Origin of the sequence: Kingella sp. SNUBH-2017, from assembly GCF_028680565.1 — a bacterium.
Lineage (GTDB): Bacteria > Pseudomonadota > Gammaproteobacteria > Burkholderiales > Neisseriaceae > Kingella_D > Kingella_D pumchi.
Genome location: NZ_JAPHVK010000001.1, coordinates 122,083 through 139,232, shown reverse-complemented (window position 1 = coordinate 139,232; position 17,150 = coordinate 122,083). Strand labels below are relative to the sequence as shown.

Genomic DNA, 17,150 nt, shown 5'->3' with positions numbered 1-17,150 from the left:
TATAGTGAAACTGCCTGCAAATTGCCATGCCGGCGGCTTTCAGGCTGCCTGAAAGCGCAGGCAGCCTGAAAGTTTGCCCGCACGCTTAAACCGGTGCCCTGTGCCGAACGGCGGATAAGGCGGCAGATAAAAGGTTTCAGGCTGCCTTGATTGGTGCCAAAGGCAGCCTGAAAGCCGGACGGGCGGCGAAAAACAGGCAAAAGCACCTGCCCGCCGCTGTAAAAACAGCCCGCCGTTTCCGGCGGGCTGGCGGCTACGGGCAGCAGACGCTTAGTAGCCTTCTTTTTTGGTTTGGGCATCGACTGCGGCAACCGCGGCCATATTGATGATGCGGCGCACTGTGGACTGCGGGGTAACGATGTGGACGGGACGCTTCATGCCCATCAGGATCGGGCCGACGGTTACGCCGTTGGTGGCATTAACGCGCAGCAGGTTGTAGCTGATGTTGGCGGCTTCGACATTGGGCATCACCAGCAGATTGGCGGCGCCTTCGAGCGTGCTTTCGGGGAAGATGTGGCGGCGCAGCTCGGGATCGAGCGCCAAATCGGCCTGCATTTCGCCGTCGATTTCCAAATCAGGCGCTTCGCGGCGGACGATTTCCAGCGCATGGCGCATTTTGACGGCGTCTTCGTTCACCACCGAGCCGAAGTTGGAATTGGAGACCAGCGCCACTTTGGGCTGGATGCCGAAGCGTTTGATTTCTTCGGCGGCCATCAGCGTGCCGCGGGCGATTTTTTCGGCGTCGGGGTTGTGGTTGACATAGGTGTCGGCAATGAAGAAGGTGCCTTTGTTCGACAGCAGCGCGTTCATGGCGAAGGCGTTGCGCTCGCTGTTGTCGTAGCCGATCACGTCTTCAAGCACTTTGAAATGGTCGCGGAAGCGGCCGACGGTGCCGCACACCAAGCCGTCGGCATGGCCCAGATGCACCATGGCGGCGGCAATCAGGGTGGGGTTGGCCATCAGGCGGCGGCGCGCCATTTCGGCAGTTACGCCGCGGCGCTGGGTAAGGCTGTAATAGAGTTTCCAGCTCTCTTCGTAGTGCGGGTTTTCTTCCAGATCCACCAGCTCGAAATCTTTGCCCGGCTGGATGGTCAGCCCCTGCGCCTGAATGCGCTCGAGGATGACTTCTTTGCGGCCGACCAGCACCGGCTGCACGAGTTTGTGCGTGACCAGATGCTGCGCGGCGTGCAGCACGCGCTCTTCTTCGCCTTCGGCAAAGGCGATGCGTTTGACGTCTTTTTTCGCCTGCACGAACACCGGCCGCATAATCAGGCTGGTTTTGTAAATCTGCTGGTTCAGTTTTTCGACATAGGCTTCCATGTCGGCAATCGGGCGGGTGGCGACGCCGGAATCCATCGCGGCTTTGGCCACGGCCGGGGCAACGCAGGCGATCAGGCGCGGATCGAAAGGCTTGGGAATCAGGTATTCGGGGCCGAATTTGAGTTCTTCGGAACCGTAGGCGCCGGCCACCACGTCGTTGGCTTCGGCCAGCGCCAGATCGGCGATGGCGTGCACGCAGGCGAGCTTCATTTCTTCGTTAATCGTGGTGGCGCCCACATCCAATGCGCCGCGGAAGATAAAGGGGAAGCACAATACGTTATTGACCTGGTTGGGGAAGTCGGAGCGGCCGGTGCCGATAATCACGTCGGGGCGGGCGGCTTTGGCTTCCGGCGGCCAGATTTCAGGCTGCGGGTTGGCCATGGCGAACACAATCGGTTTTTCCGCCATGGTTTTGAGCATTTCGGGCTTGAGCACGTTGGGGCCGGACACGCCCAGGAAGATGTCTTTGCCGGCCACGGCGTCGCCGAGTACGCGCTGGCCGTTGTCGGCGATGGCGTAGCGCACTTTGCTCTCGTCCATGCGCTCGCGGTCTTCGCGGGTTTGGTAGATCACGCCTTTGGAGTCGCACACGGTGATGTTGTCGCGTTTCATGCCCAGCGCCACCAGCAGATCGAGAATGGCGATGGCGGCGGCGCCGGCGCCGGAGCACACCAGTTTGACGTCGGCGATGTCTTTATTCACCACACGCAGGCCGTTGAGCACCGCAGCGGCGGTGATGATGGCGGTGCCGTGCTGGTCGTCGTGGAAAACGGGGATGTTGCAGCGCTCGCGCAGTTTTTTCTCGATGTAGAAACACTCGGGCGCTTTGATGTCTTCAAGATTGATGCCGCCGAAAGTGGGTTCCAGCGACGCGATGATATCGACCAGCTTGTCGGGGTCGGTTTCGTTGATTTCGATGTCGAACACATCAATATTGGCGAACTTTTTAAACAGCACGCCCTTGCCTTCCATCACCGGCTTGCCGGCCAGCGCGCCGATATTGCCCAAGCCCAAAACGGCGGTGCCGTTGGAAATCACCGCCACCAGATTGCCGCGGGCGGTGTATTTGTAGGAAGCCAGCGGGTCGGCATGGATTTCCATACACGGCGCGGCCACGCCGGGCGAGTAGGCCAGCGACAAATCATACTGGGTGGCCAAAGGCTTGGTGGGGGCGACTTGGATTTTGCCGGGATTGGGATATTCGTGAAAATGCAGGGCGGCTTCTTTTAAATGTTCGTCCATGATTCGGTCTTTCTTTGCAGTCGTTTGTCTGGATAAATTGTTCTGATACAGCGCTTGCGCTGTCGCGGCGCGATTGTATAGCAAAAGCCGCCGTCTGTCCGCCGCTGCCGCCTTCAGGCTGCCGGCAAAAGGCAGGCAGCCTGAAAGCGAAAACGGGGCAGAAGGCAGCCTGAAAAGGCGGCGGCGCCTATTTCCACAGCGCGCGTTTGAGCATAATCATGCGGTCTTTCCAATCGAGCACCGGCCGCTGGCGGAAAACGTCGTAATGGGTTTTGTCGAGCTTCTGCACGATAAACTGGCCGCCGAGCACAATCATTTTCAACTCGATGCCGATGCGGCCTTTAAGCGTTTTGGCCAGCGGCGCGCCCGCGCGCAGCATTTTGAACGCGCGCTCGCACTGGTAGGCCATCAGCCGCTGGAAATTGAAAGTGTTGCGGCCGGCGGCGATGTCGGCTTCTGTAACGCTAAAACGCGCCATATCGTCCTGCGGCAGGTACACCCGCCCTTTCTGCCAGTCCAGCGCCACGTCCTGCCAGAAATTGATCAGTTGCAGCGCGGTGCAGATGCCGTCGCTCTGCGCCAGGCTGCGGGCATCGTTTTCGCCGTAAAGGTGCAGCATGATGCGGCCGACGGGATTGGCCGAACGGCGGGCGTAGTCCACCAGCTCACCGAAATTTTGGTAACGGGTTTGGCGCACGTCTTGGCAAAAAGCGTCGAGCAGGTCGTAAAACGGCTGCAAAGGCAGCCTGAAAGGGGCAAGCGCTTCGCGCTGCAGGCGCTGCACCAGCTCGGTTTGCGGCGCCTGACCGTTGCCGATGCGGTCGAGTTCGGCTTTCAGGCTGCCCAGCTGCGCCAGGCGCTCGGTATCGGCGGCATCGCCTTCGTCGGCGATATCATCGGCGGTGCGGGCAAAGGCATAAACCGCTTTCACCGGCCGGCGCAGGCGGCGCGGCAGTAACAGCGAGGCGACGGGGAAGTTTTCGTAATGGTCGGTGCTTGCGCTCATATTTGCATTTGGTTGGCCGGCGGGGCTTTCAGGCTGCCTGAAACGGCAGGCAGCCTGAAAACATCCCCTGCCTGAAAGATGTTGTGTGTTGCCTGAAAACGGAAAAACCCGATAAGCGGCTTATCGGGTCGGGGCTTTGCTTAATCGGCAAACTGTTTTTTCATGCGCTCGCGCCGCTCCTGCGCTTCTACCGATAAGGTGGCGGTGGGGCGCGCCAGCAGGCGCTTAAGGCCGATGGGCTCGCCGGTATCCTGGCAGAAGCCGTATTCGCCCTCGTCGATGGCACGGATGGAAGCCTGGATTTTTACCAGCAACTTGCGTTCGCGGTCGCGGGTACGCAATTCCAGCGCGTATTCTTCTTCTTGCGAGGCACGGTCAGCCGGATCGGGGGCGGCTTCGTGATCCTGCAGATGGTCGGTGGTAACCGACGCTTTGGCGATCAGTTCGTCCTGCATCTTAACCAGCGTTTCGCGGAAAAAAGCAAGCTGGTCTTCGTTCATATAATCGCTTTCCGGGCCGTTCCAATTCAGGATGTCTTGTTCGGTAAGTTTTGCCATATCAAATCCTTAGCAGTGTGTTTGCAGAGCCGGGCATTTCTTGCAGACTGCCTGCGGCCGCCCGGGCGGGCGTTTGAAAGCGCGCGATAATAATCACAATTTGCGCTGCGGGCAAGATTGGGCATTTTGTCAATCGCCATTTTGGCGACAACCGCCGTGCCGATAGAAAGGTTTTCAGGCTGCCTTATCGGCAGCAGGTAGCCTGAAAAAAACATCCGCCCTGCCCTTCCGAAACCGTGATGCCCTCCATTTGCCGCGCCGATGGCGGCAGCGGCGGCAGGCAGCCTGAAAACATTAAAGCCGCCGACAGCCTGCCTTTGCCGCCAAACGCTGCTGCCGCGCGCTGCCAATCCTTCACACCGCGCCCGTTTCAGGCAGCCTGAAAACCGCGCCTGCTGCCGTGTAAACCGATATTTGCGCCGTTTTACAAAGCAGGTTCTTTACTATATATTCCGTCCCATTTTCTACGGCAGGCCGATGCCTGCCAGCTTCCCCGCCGCCGGCGGGCATCATTACCAAAACGGTTAAGGAGATACACCATGAGCACAGCAGCAGAACGCGTCCAACACGAAGGTTTGCGCGGCAAGATTATGTCGGCCGCCCAAGCCGCGGAATTTATCGCCGACGGCATGACCGTCGGCATCAGCGGTTTTACCGGCGCCGGCTATCCGAAAGCGGTTCCCACCGCCATCGCCGAAAAAGCCCAAGCCGCACATGCCGCCGGCAAATCCTACAAAATCCGCATGATTACCGGTGCCTCCACCGCCGACGAATGCGACGGCGTACTCGCCCGTGCCAATGCGATTTCCTTCCGCAGCCCCTTCCAGTCCGACCCCACCATGCGCAACCAGATTAACGCGGGTGACGCGGCCTATATGGATGTGCACCTGTCGCATATCGAACCGCAGGTGCGCGCCGGCTTCTTCGGCGAGATGGACGTTGCCGTTGTTGAAGTGGCAGGCATCACCGCCGACGGCAAACTGATTCCCTCGCTGGCGGTCGGCACCAACGTAACCTGGCTGCAATACGCGAAAAAAATCATTCTGGAAGTAAACGCACAGCAAAACGCCAAACTCGAAGGCATGGCCGACATCTACGACAGCATCGGCCTGCCGCCCAAACGCCAGCCGCTGATGCTTACCGAAGCCGGCCAGCGCATCGGTTCGCCCTATCTCGCCTGCGATTTGGACAAAATCGTCGGCATCGTGCTGACCGACGCGTCCGACCGCAACAGCAAATTCGCCGAGCCGGACGAAATGTCCAAGAGCATCGCCGCGAAAATCATCGACTTCTTCTCGCACGAAGTCAAAATGGGGCGCCTGCCGAAAAACCTGCTGCCGCTGCAGTCGGGCGTCGGCAACGTTGCCAACGCCGTATTGGCCGGTTTGCAGGACGGCCCGTTTGACGATTTGGTCGGCTACACCGAAGTATTGCAGGACGGTATGCTCGACCTGATTCTGAGCGGCAAAATGCTCTCCGCATCCGCCACCGCCCTGTCGTTCAGCCCCGACGCGCTGCAACGCTTCAACGACAATATCGACGCGCTGCGCAGCAAAATCATCCTGCGCCCGCAGGAAGTGACCAACAACCCCGAGCTGATCCGCCGTCTCGGCATCATCGGCATGAACGCCATGATCGAAGCCGACATCTACGGCAACGTCAATTCCACCCACATCATGGGCACCAAAATGATGAACGGCATCGGCGGTTCCGGCGACTTCGCCCGCAATTCCTTCCTGTCCTTCTTCGTATCGCCCTCGGTGGCCAAAGGCGGCGCAATCTCCTGCATCGTGCCGATGGTTTCCCACCACGACCACACCGAGCACGACGTGATGGTGCTGGTAACCGAGCAGGGCCTGGCCGACTTGCGCGGCAAATCCCCGCGCGAGCGTGCCCGCCTCATCATTGAAAACTGCGCCCACCCCGACTACCGCGATCAGCTGCGCGATTACTTCGATCGCGCCGAGAAATCCGGTGGCGGTCTGCATACGCCGCACCTGTTGAACGAAGCGCTGTCGTGGCACCAGCGTTTCGTCGAAACCGGCGATATGCGCGTGAAATAAGCACCCCGCCCGTCCGCCCGCAGCCTTTGCCGCTGCGGGCGGGTTTCTGTTTTCAGGCTGCCTTTTGTCAGGCAGCCTGAAAGCGGTTTGGACGGCCGCACTATCTGCTCCGGCATCAAAAGCAGCCTGAAAGTCCAAAGCATCGCCGTAGGGTGCGCCCTGAGCACCAACCCAAAGCAGCCTGAAAGTCCAAAGCATCGCCGTAGGGTGCGCCCTGAGCACCAACCCAAAGCAGCCTGAAAACCGTTTCAGGCTGCTTGGCAGCCGTACCGCACCACAATTAAGCTGCCGACGGCGGCGCTTTGGGCTATAGTGGCGGCCGTTTTGGTTCTGTGCTTGCGTTTTTCCCACTCTAATCCGACAGCAGCCCGCTATCCGCCACGCCCGTCCAAACGGCATGGCTGCGGCGGCATTTTCAGGCTGCCCGAACCACCGTTTTTTCTGTTTTCTGATTGATTGGCAGGTTTTTATGTCCCAACCCACACACTGGTCGTCGAAAATCGGCTTTATTCTCTCGGCCGCCGGCTCCGCCATCGGCCTGGGCGCCATCTGGAAATTCCCCTATACCGCCGGCACCAACGGCGGGGCGGTGTTTTTCCTGCTGTTTTTGCTGTTTACCGTTTTGGTCGGCCTGCCGGTGCTGTTGGCCGAGTTTTATATCGGCCGCAAAAGCGGACGCAACGCCGTCGATGCTTTTAAAGAGCTGTCGCCGCAGCGGCGGCAGTGGGCGGCGGTCGGCTATATGGGGGTGGCCGGCTGCTTTGTGCTGCTGTCGTTTTACAGCGTGGTCGGCGGCTGGGTGCTGGCCTATGTGGTGCACGCTTTCAGCGGCGCCATCCACGCCGGAACCGATTTCGACAAGCTGTTTGTCGATACCATCGCCAGCCCGGCCACCGCCATCGGCTATCAGGCGCTGTTTATGCTGCTGACGATACTGGTGGTGCAAAACGGCATTTCTACCGGCATCGAAAAAGCCAGCCGCTATCTGATGCCAGCGCTGCTTGTGATGTTTCTGGTGCTGGCGGTGCGCTCGCTGCTGCTGCCCGGCTCGATGGCCGGCGTCTCTTTCCTGCTGAAACCGGACATCTCCGCCGTTACCCCCAGCACCATGCTCACCGCGCTGGGGCAGGCCTTTTTCGCCCTCAGCCTCGGCGTGTCGACGATGATTACCTACGCCGCCTACCTGAGCCGCAAGCAGGATATGCTGCGCTCGGCCAACAGCGTGATGTGGCTGAACATGCTGGTTTCGCTGTTGGCCGGCCTGGTGATTTTCCCCGCCGTGTTCGCCCTCGGCTTCAAACCCAATCAGGGGCCGGGGCTGATTTTCGTGGTGCTGCCCGCCGTATTCCAGAAAATCCCTTTCGGCACCGCGCTGTTTGCCGTGTTTATGGTGCTGGTGACTTTCGCCACCCTCACCTCGGCTTTCTCCATGCTGGAAACCGTGATTGCCGCCACCATCCACAACAACGAACCGCGCCGCCGCCGCGCCACTTGGATCACCGGCCTGGCCATTTTGCTGATCGGCATTCCCTCCGCGCTGTCCTTCGGCCTGCTGGGCGATTTCAAACTGCTCGACCGCACCGTGTTTGACTGGTGGGATTATCTGATTACTTCGTGGATCATGCCCATCGGCGCCCTGCTCACCGCCGTTTTCACCGCCTGGGTGCAGCCGCGCGAGCAGGTTCTGGCGCATATACGCGAAGGCGCCACCGTGCCCGATGCACTGATCCGCCTGTGGTATTGGGCGCTGCGCTACATCGCCCCGCTGGCGATTCTGCTGGTATTCGCCCACACCCTCGGCCTGCTCGACAAGCTCGGGCTGAAATAAAACCCGTGCCAGCTTCGCCGCCTGCACCGATTATCCGCTCTAATTTTTTTACATAACTTAATGTTAGGAAAGTTTGACAGGCATCAAAGAAGTCGGCATAATCCGCGCCGTTCAGCCGTGAGAGCGGTTGGATATTTCTCCTCTATTTCTCCTTTGTAGACTTGGCGCACACCCTTTCGGGTGTGCGCATTTTTTTGCCCAAACCGGCCGCACCCTTGTGCTCGCGGTTGTCATCCGTTTTCAGGCAGCCGGAAACGCGCCATGCTTTCAGGCTGCCTTACTCGTCAAAAATCCAATATAAAGCCACTCAACCAACAGAAAACAAAGCAAAAGCAGCCTTAAACCGTAGAAAGGGTTTTAGCTTCGCAACTCCGCTTCGCTACGCAGGCTGCTTTTTGGCAAAAAGAAAACGACCGTTAGCAACGGTCGTTTTCAAATTGGTGCCGGCGGCAGGAATCGAACTCGCGACCCCCTGATTACAAGTCAGGTGCTCTACCAACTGAGCTACACCGGCGGGAAAGCGCGGATTATGCACGGGCTGGCGGCAGATGGCAAGCCGTTGGGCGGGATTTTGCCGAAAAACAATGATTTTCCTGCAACAATTGTTTTCAGGCTGCCTGACAGCGTACAGGCAGCCTGAAAATGGCAGTGGATGACACGCCAAGCCGCTTACGGCATCAGCATACCGCCGTTCACGTGCAGGGTTTGGCCGGTAATGTAGCGCGCCTGCTCGGAAGCTAAAAACAGTACGGCGGCAGCAATGTCGTCGGCCTCGCCGAAGCGGCCCAGCGATGTCTGGTCGGCAAAGGTTTTGCGGGTGTCTTCGCTCAGGGCGCGGGTCATATCGGTATCGATAAAGCCGGGGGCAACGCAGTTTACCGTGATACCTCGGCTGCCGACCTCACGCGCCAGCGATTTGGAAAAACCGATCAGGCCGGCTTTGGCGGCGGCGTAATTGCTCTGGCCGGCATTGCCCATCGCGCCGACCACGGAAGTGATGCTGATGATGCGGCCGCTGCGCTGCTTCATCATGCCGCGCAACACGGCTTTGCTGGCGCGGAAAACTGATTTCAAATTGGTCTGCATGATGTCGTCCCACTCTTCTTCTTTCATGCGCATCAGCAGGTTGTCGCGGGTGATGCCGGCGTTGTTGACCAGAATGTCGAGTTTGCCGAATTCCTGCTCGATGCCGGCAATCAGCTCTTCCACGCTGTTTTCGGCGTTGATGTCGAGCACGCGGCCGTGACCGCCCCATTGGGCGAGACGCCCGCCGATGGCGACAGCGCCTTTTTCGGAAGTGGCGGTGCCGATAACGGTGGCACCGGCTTGGGCGAGCGTGTCGGCAATCGCAGCGCCAATGCCGCGCGATGCGCCGGTAACCAGCGCGATGCGCTGGGAGAGATCTTGGTTCAGCATAAACAGTCCTTATCGGTTAGTGGTAATTGATAGCGCCGCAGTATGCGGCGAAAAGGGCAAAGACAAACGGCCGCCAGTATGCAGCAATCCGTGCGCGGCGCCAATAGCAAAGGCAGCCTGAAAATCCGGCTGCCTGCGGTTTGAATGGAGTTTTGGCAAAACGGCAAACCGCCCTGCCCGCTTTTCAGGCTGCCTGAAAGCCGTTTGCCGCCCCGGAATCTATTGCGCTTCGCCGCTGTTCAAACGACGCGCGCTTTCATTGACCGCGCGCAACACGGCAACGGGATCGGCGGCCTGGGTAACCGGCCGCCCCATTACCAAATAGCTCGAACCGGCGGCCAGCGCCTGCTCGGGTGTCATAATCCGCCGCTGGTCGTCTTGGTTGGCGGCGGTGTCCAAGCGGATGCCGGGCGTAACCAGCAGAAAATCCTGCCCCAGCTTCTGCCGCAGCAGGGCGGCCTCTTGGGCGGAACACACCACGCCGTCCATGCCGGAGCTTTGCGCCAGCGATGCCCATTTTTCCACCAGCTGCGGCGCACTCAGATCAAAACCGAGCTCGCGCAGGTCTTCTTCAGTCATGCTGGTCAGCACGGTTACGCCGAGCAGCTGCGGGCGCCGGCTGAAATTGGCCACAGCATTTGCGGCGGCTTCCATCATCCGCCGTCCGCCGCCGGCGTGCATGTCCACCAGCCACACGCCCATCTGCGCCGCCACTTTGCACGCTTGGGCAACGGTATTGGGAATATCGTGGTATTTCAAATCGAGAAAAACGTCAAAGCCCTGATTGACCAGTTTTTCAACCAGGGCGCGGCCGGTGGCGGTAAACAGCTCTTTGCCCACCTTCAGGCGGCATAGCGCAGGATCGAGACGGCGGACAAAAGCCTGCGTATCCTGCTCGCCGGCGAAGTCCAAAGCGACAATCACGGGTTTGGGATCGGTTTTCAGCGGGTAATCGGTCATCAAAGGGTTCATTTTCGGGCTTTCAGGCTGCATTTATCGACGCGCGTATTTTAATGCCTTTATCGCGCGGTCGCGCGGCATTCGGGCAAAAAAAAACGTTTCGGCGGATAGAAATCAACGCCCGAAACGCTTAAAGCAAGGAGATAAGAAGAAAACAAGAAGCAATTGAATACATGAGCACTGGCTCACGCACTCGAAAACTTGAAGCGGATGTTACACAACTTAACCGCCAAAAGCAAACGTTTTTTGTCGATTTCTGACATTTTTCGCCAGCATTGAATTTACTATTTGTTTTTAAACATTATTTAATTTACTACCAATTTAAATCGGGCTATTAAATCCGTGTTTTCAGCCAAATAAATCGTGCCGTTTTTTTCTTTTTACACGAATTAACGATAAAGACCATAATCCACACAATCGCCTCGTTTCAGGCAGCCTGAAAGCATAAAACCTTACCAAAATAAAAAATCCCCTGCCAAAACAAGGGATTTTTAACATAATCGGTTTTTGCTGGAATTACTCTTCCGGTTGCTCGCCGTCGGTTTCGTCCAACTGGCCTTCGGTAATCTGCACCTGAATGCCGGCGGCTTCGCGGATTTTGGCTTCGATTTCGGCGGCAACGGCAGGGTTTTCTTTCAGCCAGACGCGGGTATTGTCTTTGCCCTGACCGATTTTTTCGCCGTTGTAGCTGTACCAGGCGCCCGATTTGTTGATGATTTTCAGATTAGTACCCAGCTCGATCAGCTCGCCTTCCCAGCTGATGCCTTCGCCGTAGAGAATGTCGAATTCGGCATGGCGGAAGGGCGGCGCGACTTTGTTTTTAATCACTTTGACTTTGGTTTCTTTGCCGATGGGGCTGTCGTCGCCTTTTTTAATCTGCGTGCTGCCGCGGATATCCAAGCGGACGGAAGCATAGAATTTCAAGGCATTACCGCCGGCGGTAGTCTCGGGGCTGCCGAACATGACGCCGATTTTCATGCGGATTTGGTTGATGAAAATCACCAGCGTATTGGTTTTTTTGATGTGACCGGTGAGCTTGCGCAGCGCCTGGCTCATCAGACGCGCCTGCAGGCCGACGTGGCTGTCGCCCATATCGCCTTCGATTTCGGCTTTAGGCACCAGCGCTGCCACCGAGTCGATAACCACCATATCGACGCCGCCGCTGCGCACCAGCGTATCGCAGATTTCCAGCGCCTGTTCGCCGGTATCGGGCTGCGACAGGTAAAGTTGTTCGACGTTCACACCCAAAGCGCGGGCATAAACCGGATCAAAAGCATGCTCGGCGTCGATAAAGGCGCAGATGCCGCCGTCTTTTTGGCATTGGGCGATGGTTTCCAAACACAGGGTGGTTTTACCGGAAGACTCGGGGCCAAAAATTTCGACAATACGGCCACGCGGCAGACCGCCGACGCCCAGCGCCAAGTCCAGCCCCAGCGAACCGGTGGAAATCACCTGCAGGTTTTCCTGCTGGTTGCTGCCGTCCATTTTAATGATGGCGCCTTTGCCGAAATTCTTTTCAATCTGCTCCAAAGCCGCCTGCAGGGCTTCGCTTCTGGTAAGGGGTTTCTTTTCTGCCATAATGTTCTTTCGGTTGCGGGAATGCTTGTCCCTGTTGAAATGCGGCGGCGATTATCGCACAAGATTCAGGCAGCCTGAAAGTGGGTTTTCAGGCTGCCTGAAGCAGAGTCGGGCGCGATCACAAGGCTTTTTGTCCGGCGCGGACGATGCTGCCCATAGCAAAAAACTATAATCCGCCGCTTTGCTTGAATTCTACATTGAGGCGCTTTATATTAGTCGTCGGCTTCAGCCGCAGCATCGGACTCGTTGCCACCCAGCAGCCACAGCAGGCCGCCGCCGACAATCAGACCGATCTTAATGCCCCAGGCCACGCCGTCGCCCCAAGAGTAGATCCAAGCCAAAACTTTCGGCACCATATTCACAAAATCCAGCACGATTGCCAGAATGCCCAAAATTGCCAGTGTGCTGCCAAAACTTTTCATCGGATAAACTCCTTAATTTTTGAAACGGGTTGAAATAAAAACGACCTGCCGCCGTCTGAATCTTCAGGCTGCAGGGCGAGCGCGATTATAGCCAAGGGCGCAAATGCCGCGCAACGGCAGCCTGAAGCCGTATCCGCTGCCTTTAAAAGCAGCCTGAAAACTTTTTACCACCTTTATAGAAGGAACCCAAAATGAGCAATCAAGTCATCCACACCACCGACGCCGCTTTTGATGCCGACGTTCTCCAGTCTCCCCTACCCGTGCTGCTCGACTTCTGGGCGCCGTGGTGCGGCCCCTGCCGCATGGTCGGCCCGCTGCTTGACCAACTGGCCGCCGAGATGGAAGGCAAAGTGAAAATCGTCAAAATCAATATCGACGAAAACCAGGAAACCCCCGCCCGTTTCGGCGTGCGCGGCATCCCCACGCTGATGATGTTTAAAGACGGCAAAAACGTTTCCACCAAAGTCGGCGCCATGGCTAAAGCCCAGCTCGAAGCCTTTATCAACGCCGCCCTGTAAACCTGCCCTCCCCCTTTCAGGCTGCCTGCCGTTTGATTTGACACAGGCAGCCTGAAAATCCTTCCGCGCCCCTTCTTGACAGCGCCGGCGCCGCTAACTAGAATCCGCGCCCGTCTCGTTTCACCGCGCGCCCGTTGCGGCGCAAGTCAAACTCTCTTTATATCCGTCCTTTCCAATCCCCGATTATCCGATTTCCCACTCCCAGCCGCAGCCGAAATTTTTCAGGCTGCCTGCAACCATTGCCCATCATCAAACCATGCACGTTTCCGAACTACAAACCCAACATATCAGCAAACTTTTAGAACTGGCCGAACAAAACGGCATCGAAAACGGCAACCGCCTGCGCAAACAGGATTTGGTGTTTGCCATCGTCCGCCAGATGATGCAGGAAGGCACCGACTTTTCCTGCTCCGGCACGCTGGAAATCCTGCCCGACGGCTACGGCTTTCTGCGCAGCTCGGTTACTTCCTATCTGGCCTGCCCCGACGATATCTACGTTTCGCCCAACCAAATCCGCCGCTTCAACCTGCACACCGGCGACACCATCGAAGGCACGGTGCGCGTGCCGAAAAACGACGAGCGCTATTTCGCGCTGGTCCGGCTGGACAGCATCAACGGCGACCACCCCGAAGCCTGCCGCCACAAGGTGATGTTTGAAAACCTCACGCCCTTGTTCCCCAACCGCCAGCTCAAGCTGGAGCGCGACACCAAGTCCGAAGAAAACATCACCGGCCGCATTATCGATTTGATTTCCCCCGTCGGCCTCGGCCAGCGCGCGCTGCTGGTCGCTCCGCCCAAATCGGGCAAAACCGTGATGCTGCAAAACATTGCCCACGCGATTACCGCCAATTATCCCGATGTCGAACTGATTGTGCTGCTAATCGACGAGCGGCCGGAAGAAGTAACCGAGATGACCCGCTCGGTGCGCGGCGAAGTGGTGGCGTCCACGTTTGACGAGCCCGCCCAGCGCCATGTGCAGGTGGCCGAGATGGTGATCGAAAAAGCCAAGCGCATGGTCGAACACAAAAAAGACGTGGTGATTCTGCTCGATTCGATTACCCGCCTGGCCCGCGCCTACAATACCGTTGTCCCCACTTCCGGCAAGATTCTCACCGGCGGCGTCGATGCACACGCGCTGCACCGGCCGAAACGCTTTTTCGGCGCCGCGCGCAACGTGGAAGAAGGCGGCTCGCTCACCATTATCGCCACCGCGCTGATCGATACCGGCAGCCGCATGGACGACGTGATTTTTGAAGAGTTTAAAGGCACCGGCAATATGGAACTGCATCTCGACCGCCGCCTGGCGGAAAAACGTGTGTTCCCCGCCATCAACATTAACCGCTCCGGCACCCGCCGCGAAGAGCTGCTGGTTTCCAAAGAACAGCTGCAGCGGATGTGGCTGCTGCGCAAAGTGCTGCACCCGATGGACGATTTGGAAGCCGCGGAATTCCTGTTGGACAAAGTAAAGATGACCAAAAACAACGACGACTTTTTCGAGTCGATGCGCGGCAAATAATCCGTCCATCACGCCAAACCCCGTTTCAGGCTGCCTGAAACGGGGTTTGGTTTGGGCAGCCTGAAAACCTTTCAGGCTGCTTCCATCGCCGGAACATACCCCGCGTGCCATGCACCCGTTGCGGCTTCAGGCTGCCCACCCCTAATACCGCCCATCCAAACCAAAGCAGCCTGAAAGGTTTTCAGGCTGCTTTTCCCGCTCCGACATTCTTTAAATAGGGATAAGGAAACGCCGCGCCGTTTGCCAAACAATGCCGCCCCATATTTTTCAGGCTGCCTTCCTGAAAATGGGAAAGGCAGCCTGAAAACCCGAAAAGCGCCTATGCAGGCGCACCCTTCAAAAATTATTCGGGGCGGTACAAAGCTGCATTGCTGCCGCCTTGTCCGCCCCGTTTTTATTAGGACTTTTGGTAGTGTGTTTTAGTGGTGGTTTGTGTTAGTCCTTTTGCGCCCCGCTTTGCAGGTAGTTTTGCAGGCCGATGCTCTCGATCTGCTCCTGCTGGGTAGTCAGCCAGTCGATACGTTCTTCGTTTTCGTCTTTCTGTTTTTCCAGAAGCTGGCGGCTGACATAGTCCTGCTGCTCTTCGCACACGGCAATGGCTTCTACCAATGCGGCGTGTTTTTCGCGCTCTTTGGCCAAATCGCAGCTGATGATTTCTTCGGTATTTTCACCGATCAGCAGCTTGCCCAGCTCTTGCAGATTGGGCAGGCCTTCCAGCAGCAGGATGCGTTCGATGATTTCGTCGGCGGCTTTCATTTCTACGATGGACTGCTTGTAGAAATTTTTGCCCAAATCTTCGAAACCCCAGTTTTTCAGGATGCGTGCGTGCAGAAAATACTGGTTGATGGTTACCAGCAGCAGGCCGAGATTTTTATTCAGCTGACGGATAACGTCGCGGTTGCCTTTCATAAAGGTCTCCTTCTCTTGGCCGTGCAGCTTACAGCTGGCTTTGCAGGTAGTTTTGCTCGCCGACCAGTTTGATCAGGCGCAACTGCTGTTCGAGCCAGTGGGCGTGGTCTTCTTCGGTGTCTTTGAGCTGGTCGATCAGCATCTGGCGGGTAACGTAATCCTGCTTTTCTTCGCACAGTTTGATGCCTTTTTTCAGGTTGGCCTGAACTTCGTACTCGGTGTTCAAGTCAAGCTGCAGCATCTCGGGCACGGTTTTGCCGACATTAACGGCAGCGGGAACCATCTGCGGGGTGCCGCCCAGCATCAGGATGCGGCGGATGAAGTTTTCCGCGTGCAGGGTTTCGTCTTCCATTTCATGACCGATGCGGTCGAACAGTTTGGTGTAACCCCATTCGGCATACATGCGGGAGTGGATGAAATATTGGTCGCGGGCAGCCAGTTCGCCGGCCAGCAAAAAGTTCATATAGTCGATGACTGCTTTATCGCCTTGCATAATTTTTCCTTTACTTAAAGTGTGTTGTGAAAACGGGGCGGATTATAGCGATGGCGAAAAAAAAGCGCAAAATTCACATTAAAATACAAACAATTATCAAAGATAAGCATCTCCGCAAGCACAAATAGGATGCGTTTTTCTTTGGCAGATTCCATAAAAAAATCAAATCAGTGCTTTGATAGTGATTGCTGCTTGTTGTTAAACGGACTTTTTGCGCGCAATTTTATTTACATTATTTTACGCAATTTGCGGCAAAATCTGCCTTTCAGGCTGCCTGAAAGCCCGTTGGCAGGCAGCCTGAAAGGCTTGCGCGCAAGTGCGGTTGTGCAACAGATGGCAAAGTAAGCTACAATCGCGCCCGTTTTGCCGCCGCCGTGCGCGGCTGCAAACGCCAAGCGTTTTGCACCACTACTTCAAGTAAAAGGTTACACCATGCTTACAGGCAGCCTTGTCGCCCTGATTACGCCCATGCACGAAGACGGCAGCGTCGATTTCGACCGCCTGCGCGCCTTAATAGACTGGCATATCGCCAACGGCACCGACGCCATTGTCGCCGTCGGCACCACCGGCGAATCGGCCACGCTTTCGGTGGACGAACATCTGGCCGTGGTCGAAGCCACCGTCAAACACGCCGCCAGCCGCATTCCGGTAATCGCCGGCACCGGCGCCAACAACACCCGCGAAGCCATTGCGCTGTCGCAGGAAGCCGAACGCATCGGCGCCGATTACACCCTGTCGGTCGTTCCCTATTACAACCGCCCGTCGCAGGAAGGCATCTACCGCCACTTCCGCACCATCGCTGAAGCCAGCGCGATTCCGATGATTGTTTACAACGTTCCCGGCCGCACCGTGGTCGATATGAACAACGACACCATCCTGCGCCTGGCCGAAATTCCCAATATCGTCGGCGTCAAAGAAGCCAGCGGCAATGTCGAGCGCGCGCTCGAGCTCTTTAAAACCGTCCCGCAGGATTTCGCCGTATATTCCGGCGACGACGGCACCGCCCTGCCCTTTTTACTGTGCGGCGGCCACGGCGTGATTACCGTTGCCGCCAACGTCGCGCCCAAAGATTTCTCGCAGATGTGCCGCAGCGCCATCAACGGCGACATTGCCGCCGCCCGCGCGCTGAACGACAAACTGATGCCGCTTTACGGCGCGATGTTCTGCGAGCCCAGCCCCGCCGCCCCGAAATGGGCGCTGGAAAAAATGGGCATCTGCGCCGCCCACATCCGCCTACCGATGCTGCCGCTCACCCCCGCCGGTCAGCAAAAAGTTCAGGCTGCCTTAAGCGCGGCTGGTTTGATTTGAGCAGTTTCACACCC

General features: G+C 57.4%; 15 protein-coding genes and 1 tRNA gene. 6 read left to right on the top strand and 10 right to left on the bottom strand.

The window, feature by feature from the left end:
• Window positions 1-270 precede the first annotated feature (270 nt).
• From OP500_RS00660 to dksA, 3 genes are all read right to left on the bottom strand, one after another.
• Window positions 271-2,562 carry an NADP-dependent malic enzyme gene (locus OP500_RS00660; protein ID WP_238748281.1) on the bottom strand — a complete coding sequence of 764 codons (2,292 nt, stop codon included), beginning with the start codon at window positions 2,560-2,562 and terminating at the stop codon, window positions 271-273.
• A gap of 187 nt (window positions 2,563-2,749) precedes the next feature.
• The gene (hpnC, locus tag OP500_RS00655; protein ID WP_274069889.1) at window positions 2,750-3,568 is read right to left on the bottom strand and encodes a squalene synthase HpnC; all 819 of its coding nucleotides are present in this window, start codon (window positions 3,566-3,568) and stop codon (window positions 2,750-2,752) included.
• Window positions 3,569-3,708: 140 nt separating this feature from the next.
• Window positions 3,709-4,125: an RNA polymerase-binding protein DksA gene (dksA, locus tag OP500_RS00650; protein WP_238748283.1), complete on the bottom strand. Its 417-nt coding sequence runs from the start codon at window positions 4,123-4,125 to the stop codon at window positions 3,709-3,711.
• 239 nt (window positions 4,126-4,364) lie between these two features.
• Between dksA and OP500_RS00645 the strand changes: the two genes are divergently transcribed.
• From OP500_RS00645 to OP500_RS00635, 3 genes are all read left to right on the top strand, one after another.
• Window positions 4,365-4,508 carry a hypothetical protein gene (locus OP500_RS00645; protein WP_274069888.1) on the top strand — a complete coding sequence of 48 codons (144 nt, stop codon included), beginning with the start codon at window positions 4,365-4,367 and terminating at the stop codon, window positions 4,506-4,508.
• Between the two features lie 156 nt (window positions 4,509-4,664).
• Window positions 4,665-6,188 carry an acetyl-CoA hydrolase/transferase family protein gene (locus OP500_RS00640; RefSeq protein WP_274069887.1) on the top strand — a complete coding sequence of 508 codons (1,524 nt, stop codon included), beginning with the start codon at window positions 4,665-4,667 and terminating at the stop codon, window positions 6,186-6,188.
• Window positions 6,189-6,657: 469 nt separating this feature from the next.
• The gene (locus tag OP500_RS00635; protein ID WP_274069886.1) at window positions 6,658-8,016 is read left to right on the top strand and encodes a sodium-dependent transporter; all 1,359 of its coding nucleotides are present in this window, start codon (window positions 6,658-6,660) and stop codon (window positions 8,014-8,016) included.
• Window positions 8,017-8,454: 438 nt separating this feature from the next.
• Here the strand turns inward: OP500_RS00635 and OP500_RS00630 are convergent.
• The 5 genes from OP500_RS00630 to OP500_RS00610 all read right to left on the bottom strand — a co-directional run bounded on the left by OP500_RS00630 (window position 8,455) and on the right by OP500_RS00610 (window position 12,392).
• Window positions 8,455-8,530 (bottom strand) — tRNA-Thr (locus OP500_RS00630).
• A gap of 155 nt (window positions 8,531-8,685) precedes the next feature.
• The gene (gene fabG / locus OP500_RS00625; RefSeq protein WP_274069885.1) at window positions 8,686-9,432 is read right to left on the bottom strand and encodes a 3-oxoacyl-ACP reductase FabG; all 747 of its coding nucleotides are present in this window, start codon (window positions 9,430-9,432) and stop codon (window positions 8,686-8,688) included.
• A gap of 219 nt (window positions 9,433-9,651) precedes the next feature.
• Entirely contained in the window at window positions 9,652-10,404 is a 753-nt protein-coding gene (gene pyrF, locus OP500_RS00620; protein WP_274069884.1) for an orotidine-5'-phosphate decarboxylase, read from the bottom strand.
• Between the two features lie 504 nt (window positions 10,405-10,908).
• Window positions 10,909-11,970, bottom strand: coding sequence for a recombinase RecA (gene recA, locus OP500_RS00615; RefSeq protein ID WP_238748290.1), 1,062 nt, complete (start codon window positions 11,968-11,970; stop codon window positions 10,909-10,911).
• A gap of 212 nt (window positions 11,971-12,182) precedes the next feature.
• Window positions 12,183-12,392 (bottom strand): hypothetical protein, encoded by a 210-nt coding sequence (locus OP500_RS00610; RefSeq protein ID WP_274069883.1) that lies wholly within the window; start codon window positions 12,390-12,392, stop codon window positions 12,183-12,185.
• 191 nt (window positions 12,393-12,583) lie between these two features.
• Here OP500_RS00610 and trxA point away from each other — a divergent pair, with 191 nt between their 5' ends.
• Together trxA and rho are read left to right on the top strand one after the other, a co-directional pair.
• Window positions 12,584-12,910 carry a thioredoxin gene (trxA, locus tag OP500_RS00605; protein ID WP_238748292.1) on the top strand — a complete coding sequence of 109 codons (327 nt, stop codon included), beginning with the start codon at window positions 12,584-12,586 and terminating at the stop codon, window positions 12,908-12,910.
• A 256-nt stretch (window positions 12,911-13,166) separates the two neighbouring features.
• A complete protein-coding gene (gene rho, locus OP500_RS00600; protein WP_238748294.1) occupies window positions 13,167-14,426 on the top strand; it encodes a transcription termination factor Rho in 1,260 nt (419 codons plus the stop codon).
• Window positions 14,427-14,861: 435 nt separating this feature from the next.
• Here the strand turns inward: rho and bfr (OP500_RS00595) are convergent, their stop codons facing one another.
• Window positions 14,862-15,335 carry a bacterioferritin gene (bfr, locus tag OP500_RS00595; protein WP_238748296.1) on the bottom strand — a complete coding sequence of 158 codons (474 nt, stop codon included), beginning with the start codon at window positions 15,333-15,335 and terminating at the stop codon, window positions 14,862-14,864.
• A 28-nt stretch (window positions 15,336-15,363) separates the two neighbouring features.
• Complete coding sequence (gene bfr, locus OP500_RS00590; protein ID WP_238748298.1) at window positions 15,364-15,828, bottom strand: bacterioferritin; 465 nt, start codon at window positions 15,826-15,828, stop codon at window positions 15,364-15,366.
• Window positions 15,829-16,260: 432 nt separating this feature from the next.
• Between bfr (OP500_RS00590) and dapA the strand changes: the two genes are divergently transcribed.
• Window positions 16,261-17,136, top strand: a complete 876-nt coding sequence (gene dapA / locus OP500_RS00585; protein ID WP_238748299.1) for a 4-hydroxy-tetrahydrodipicolinate synthase — start codon at window positions 16,261-16,263, stop codon at window positions 17,134-17,136.
• Window positions 17,137-17,150 lie beyond the last annotated feature (14 nt).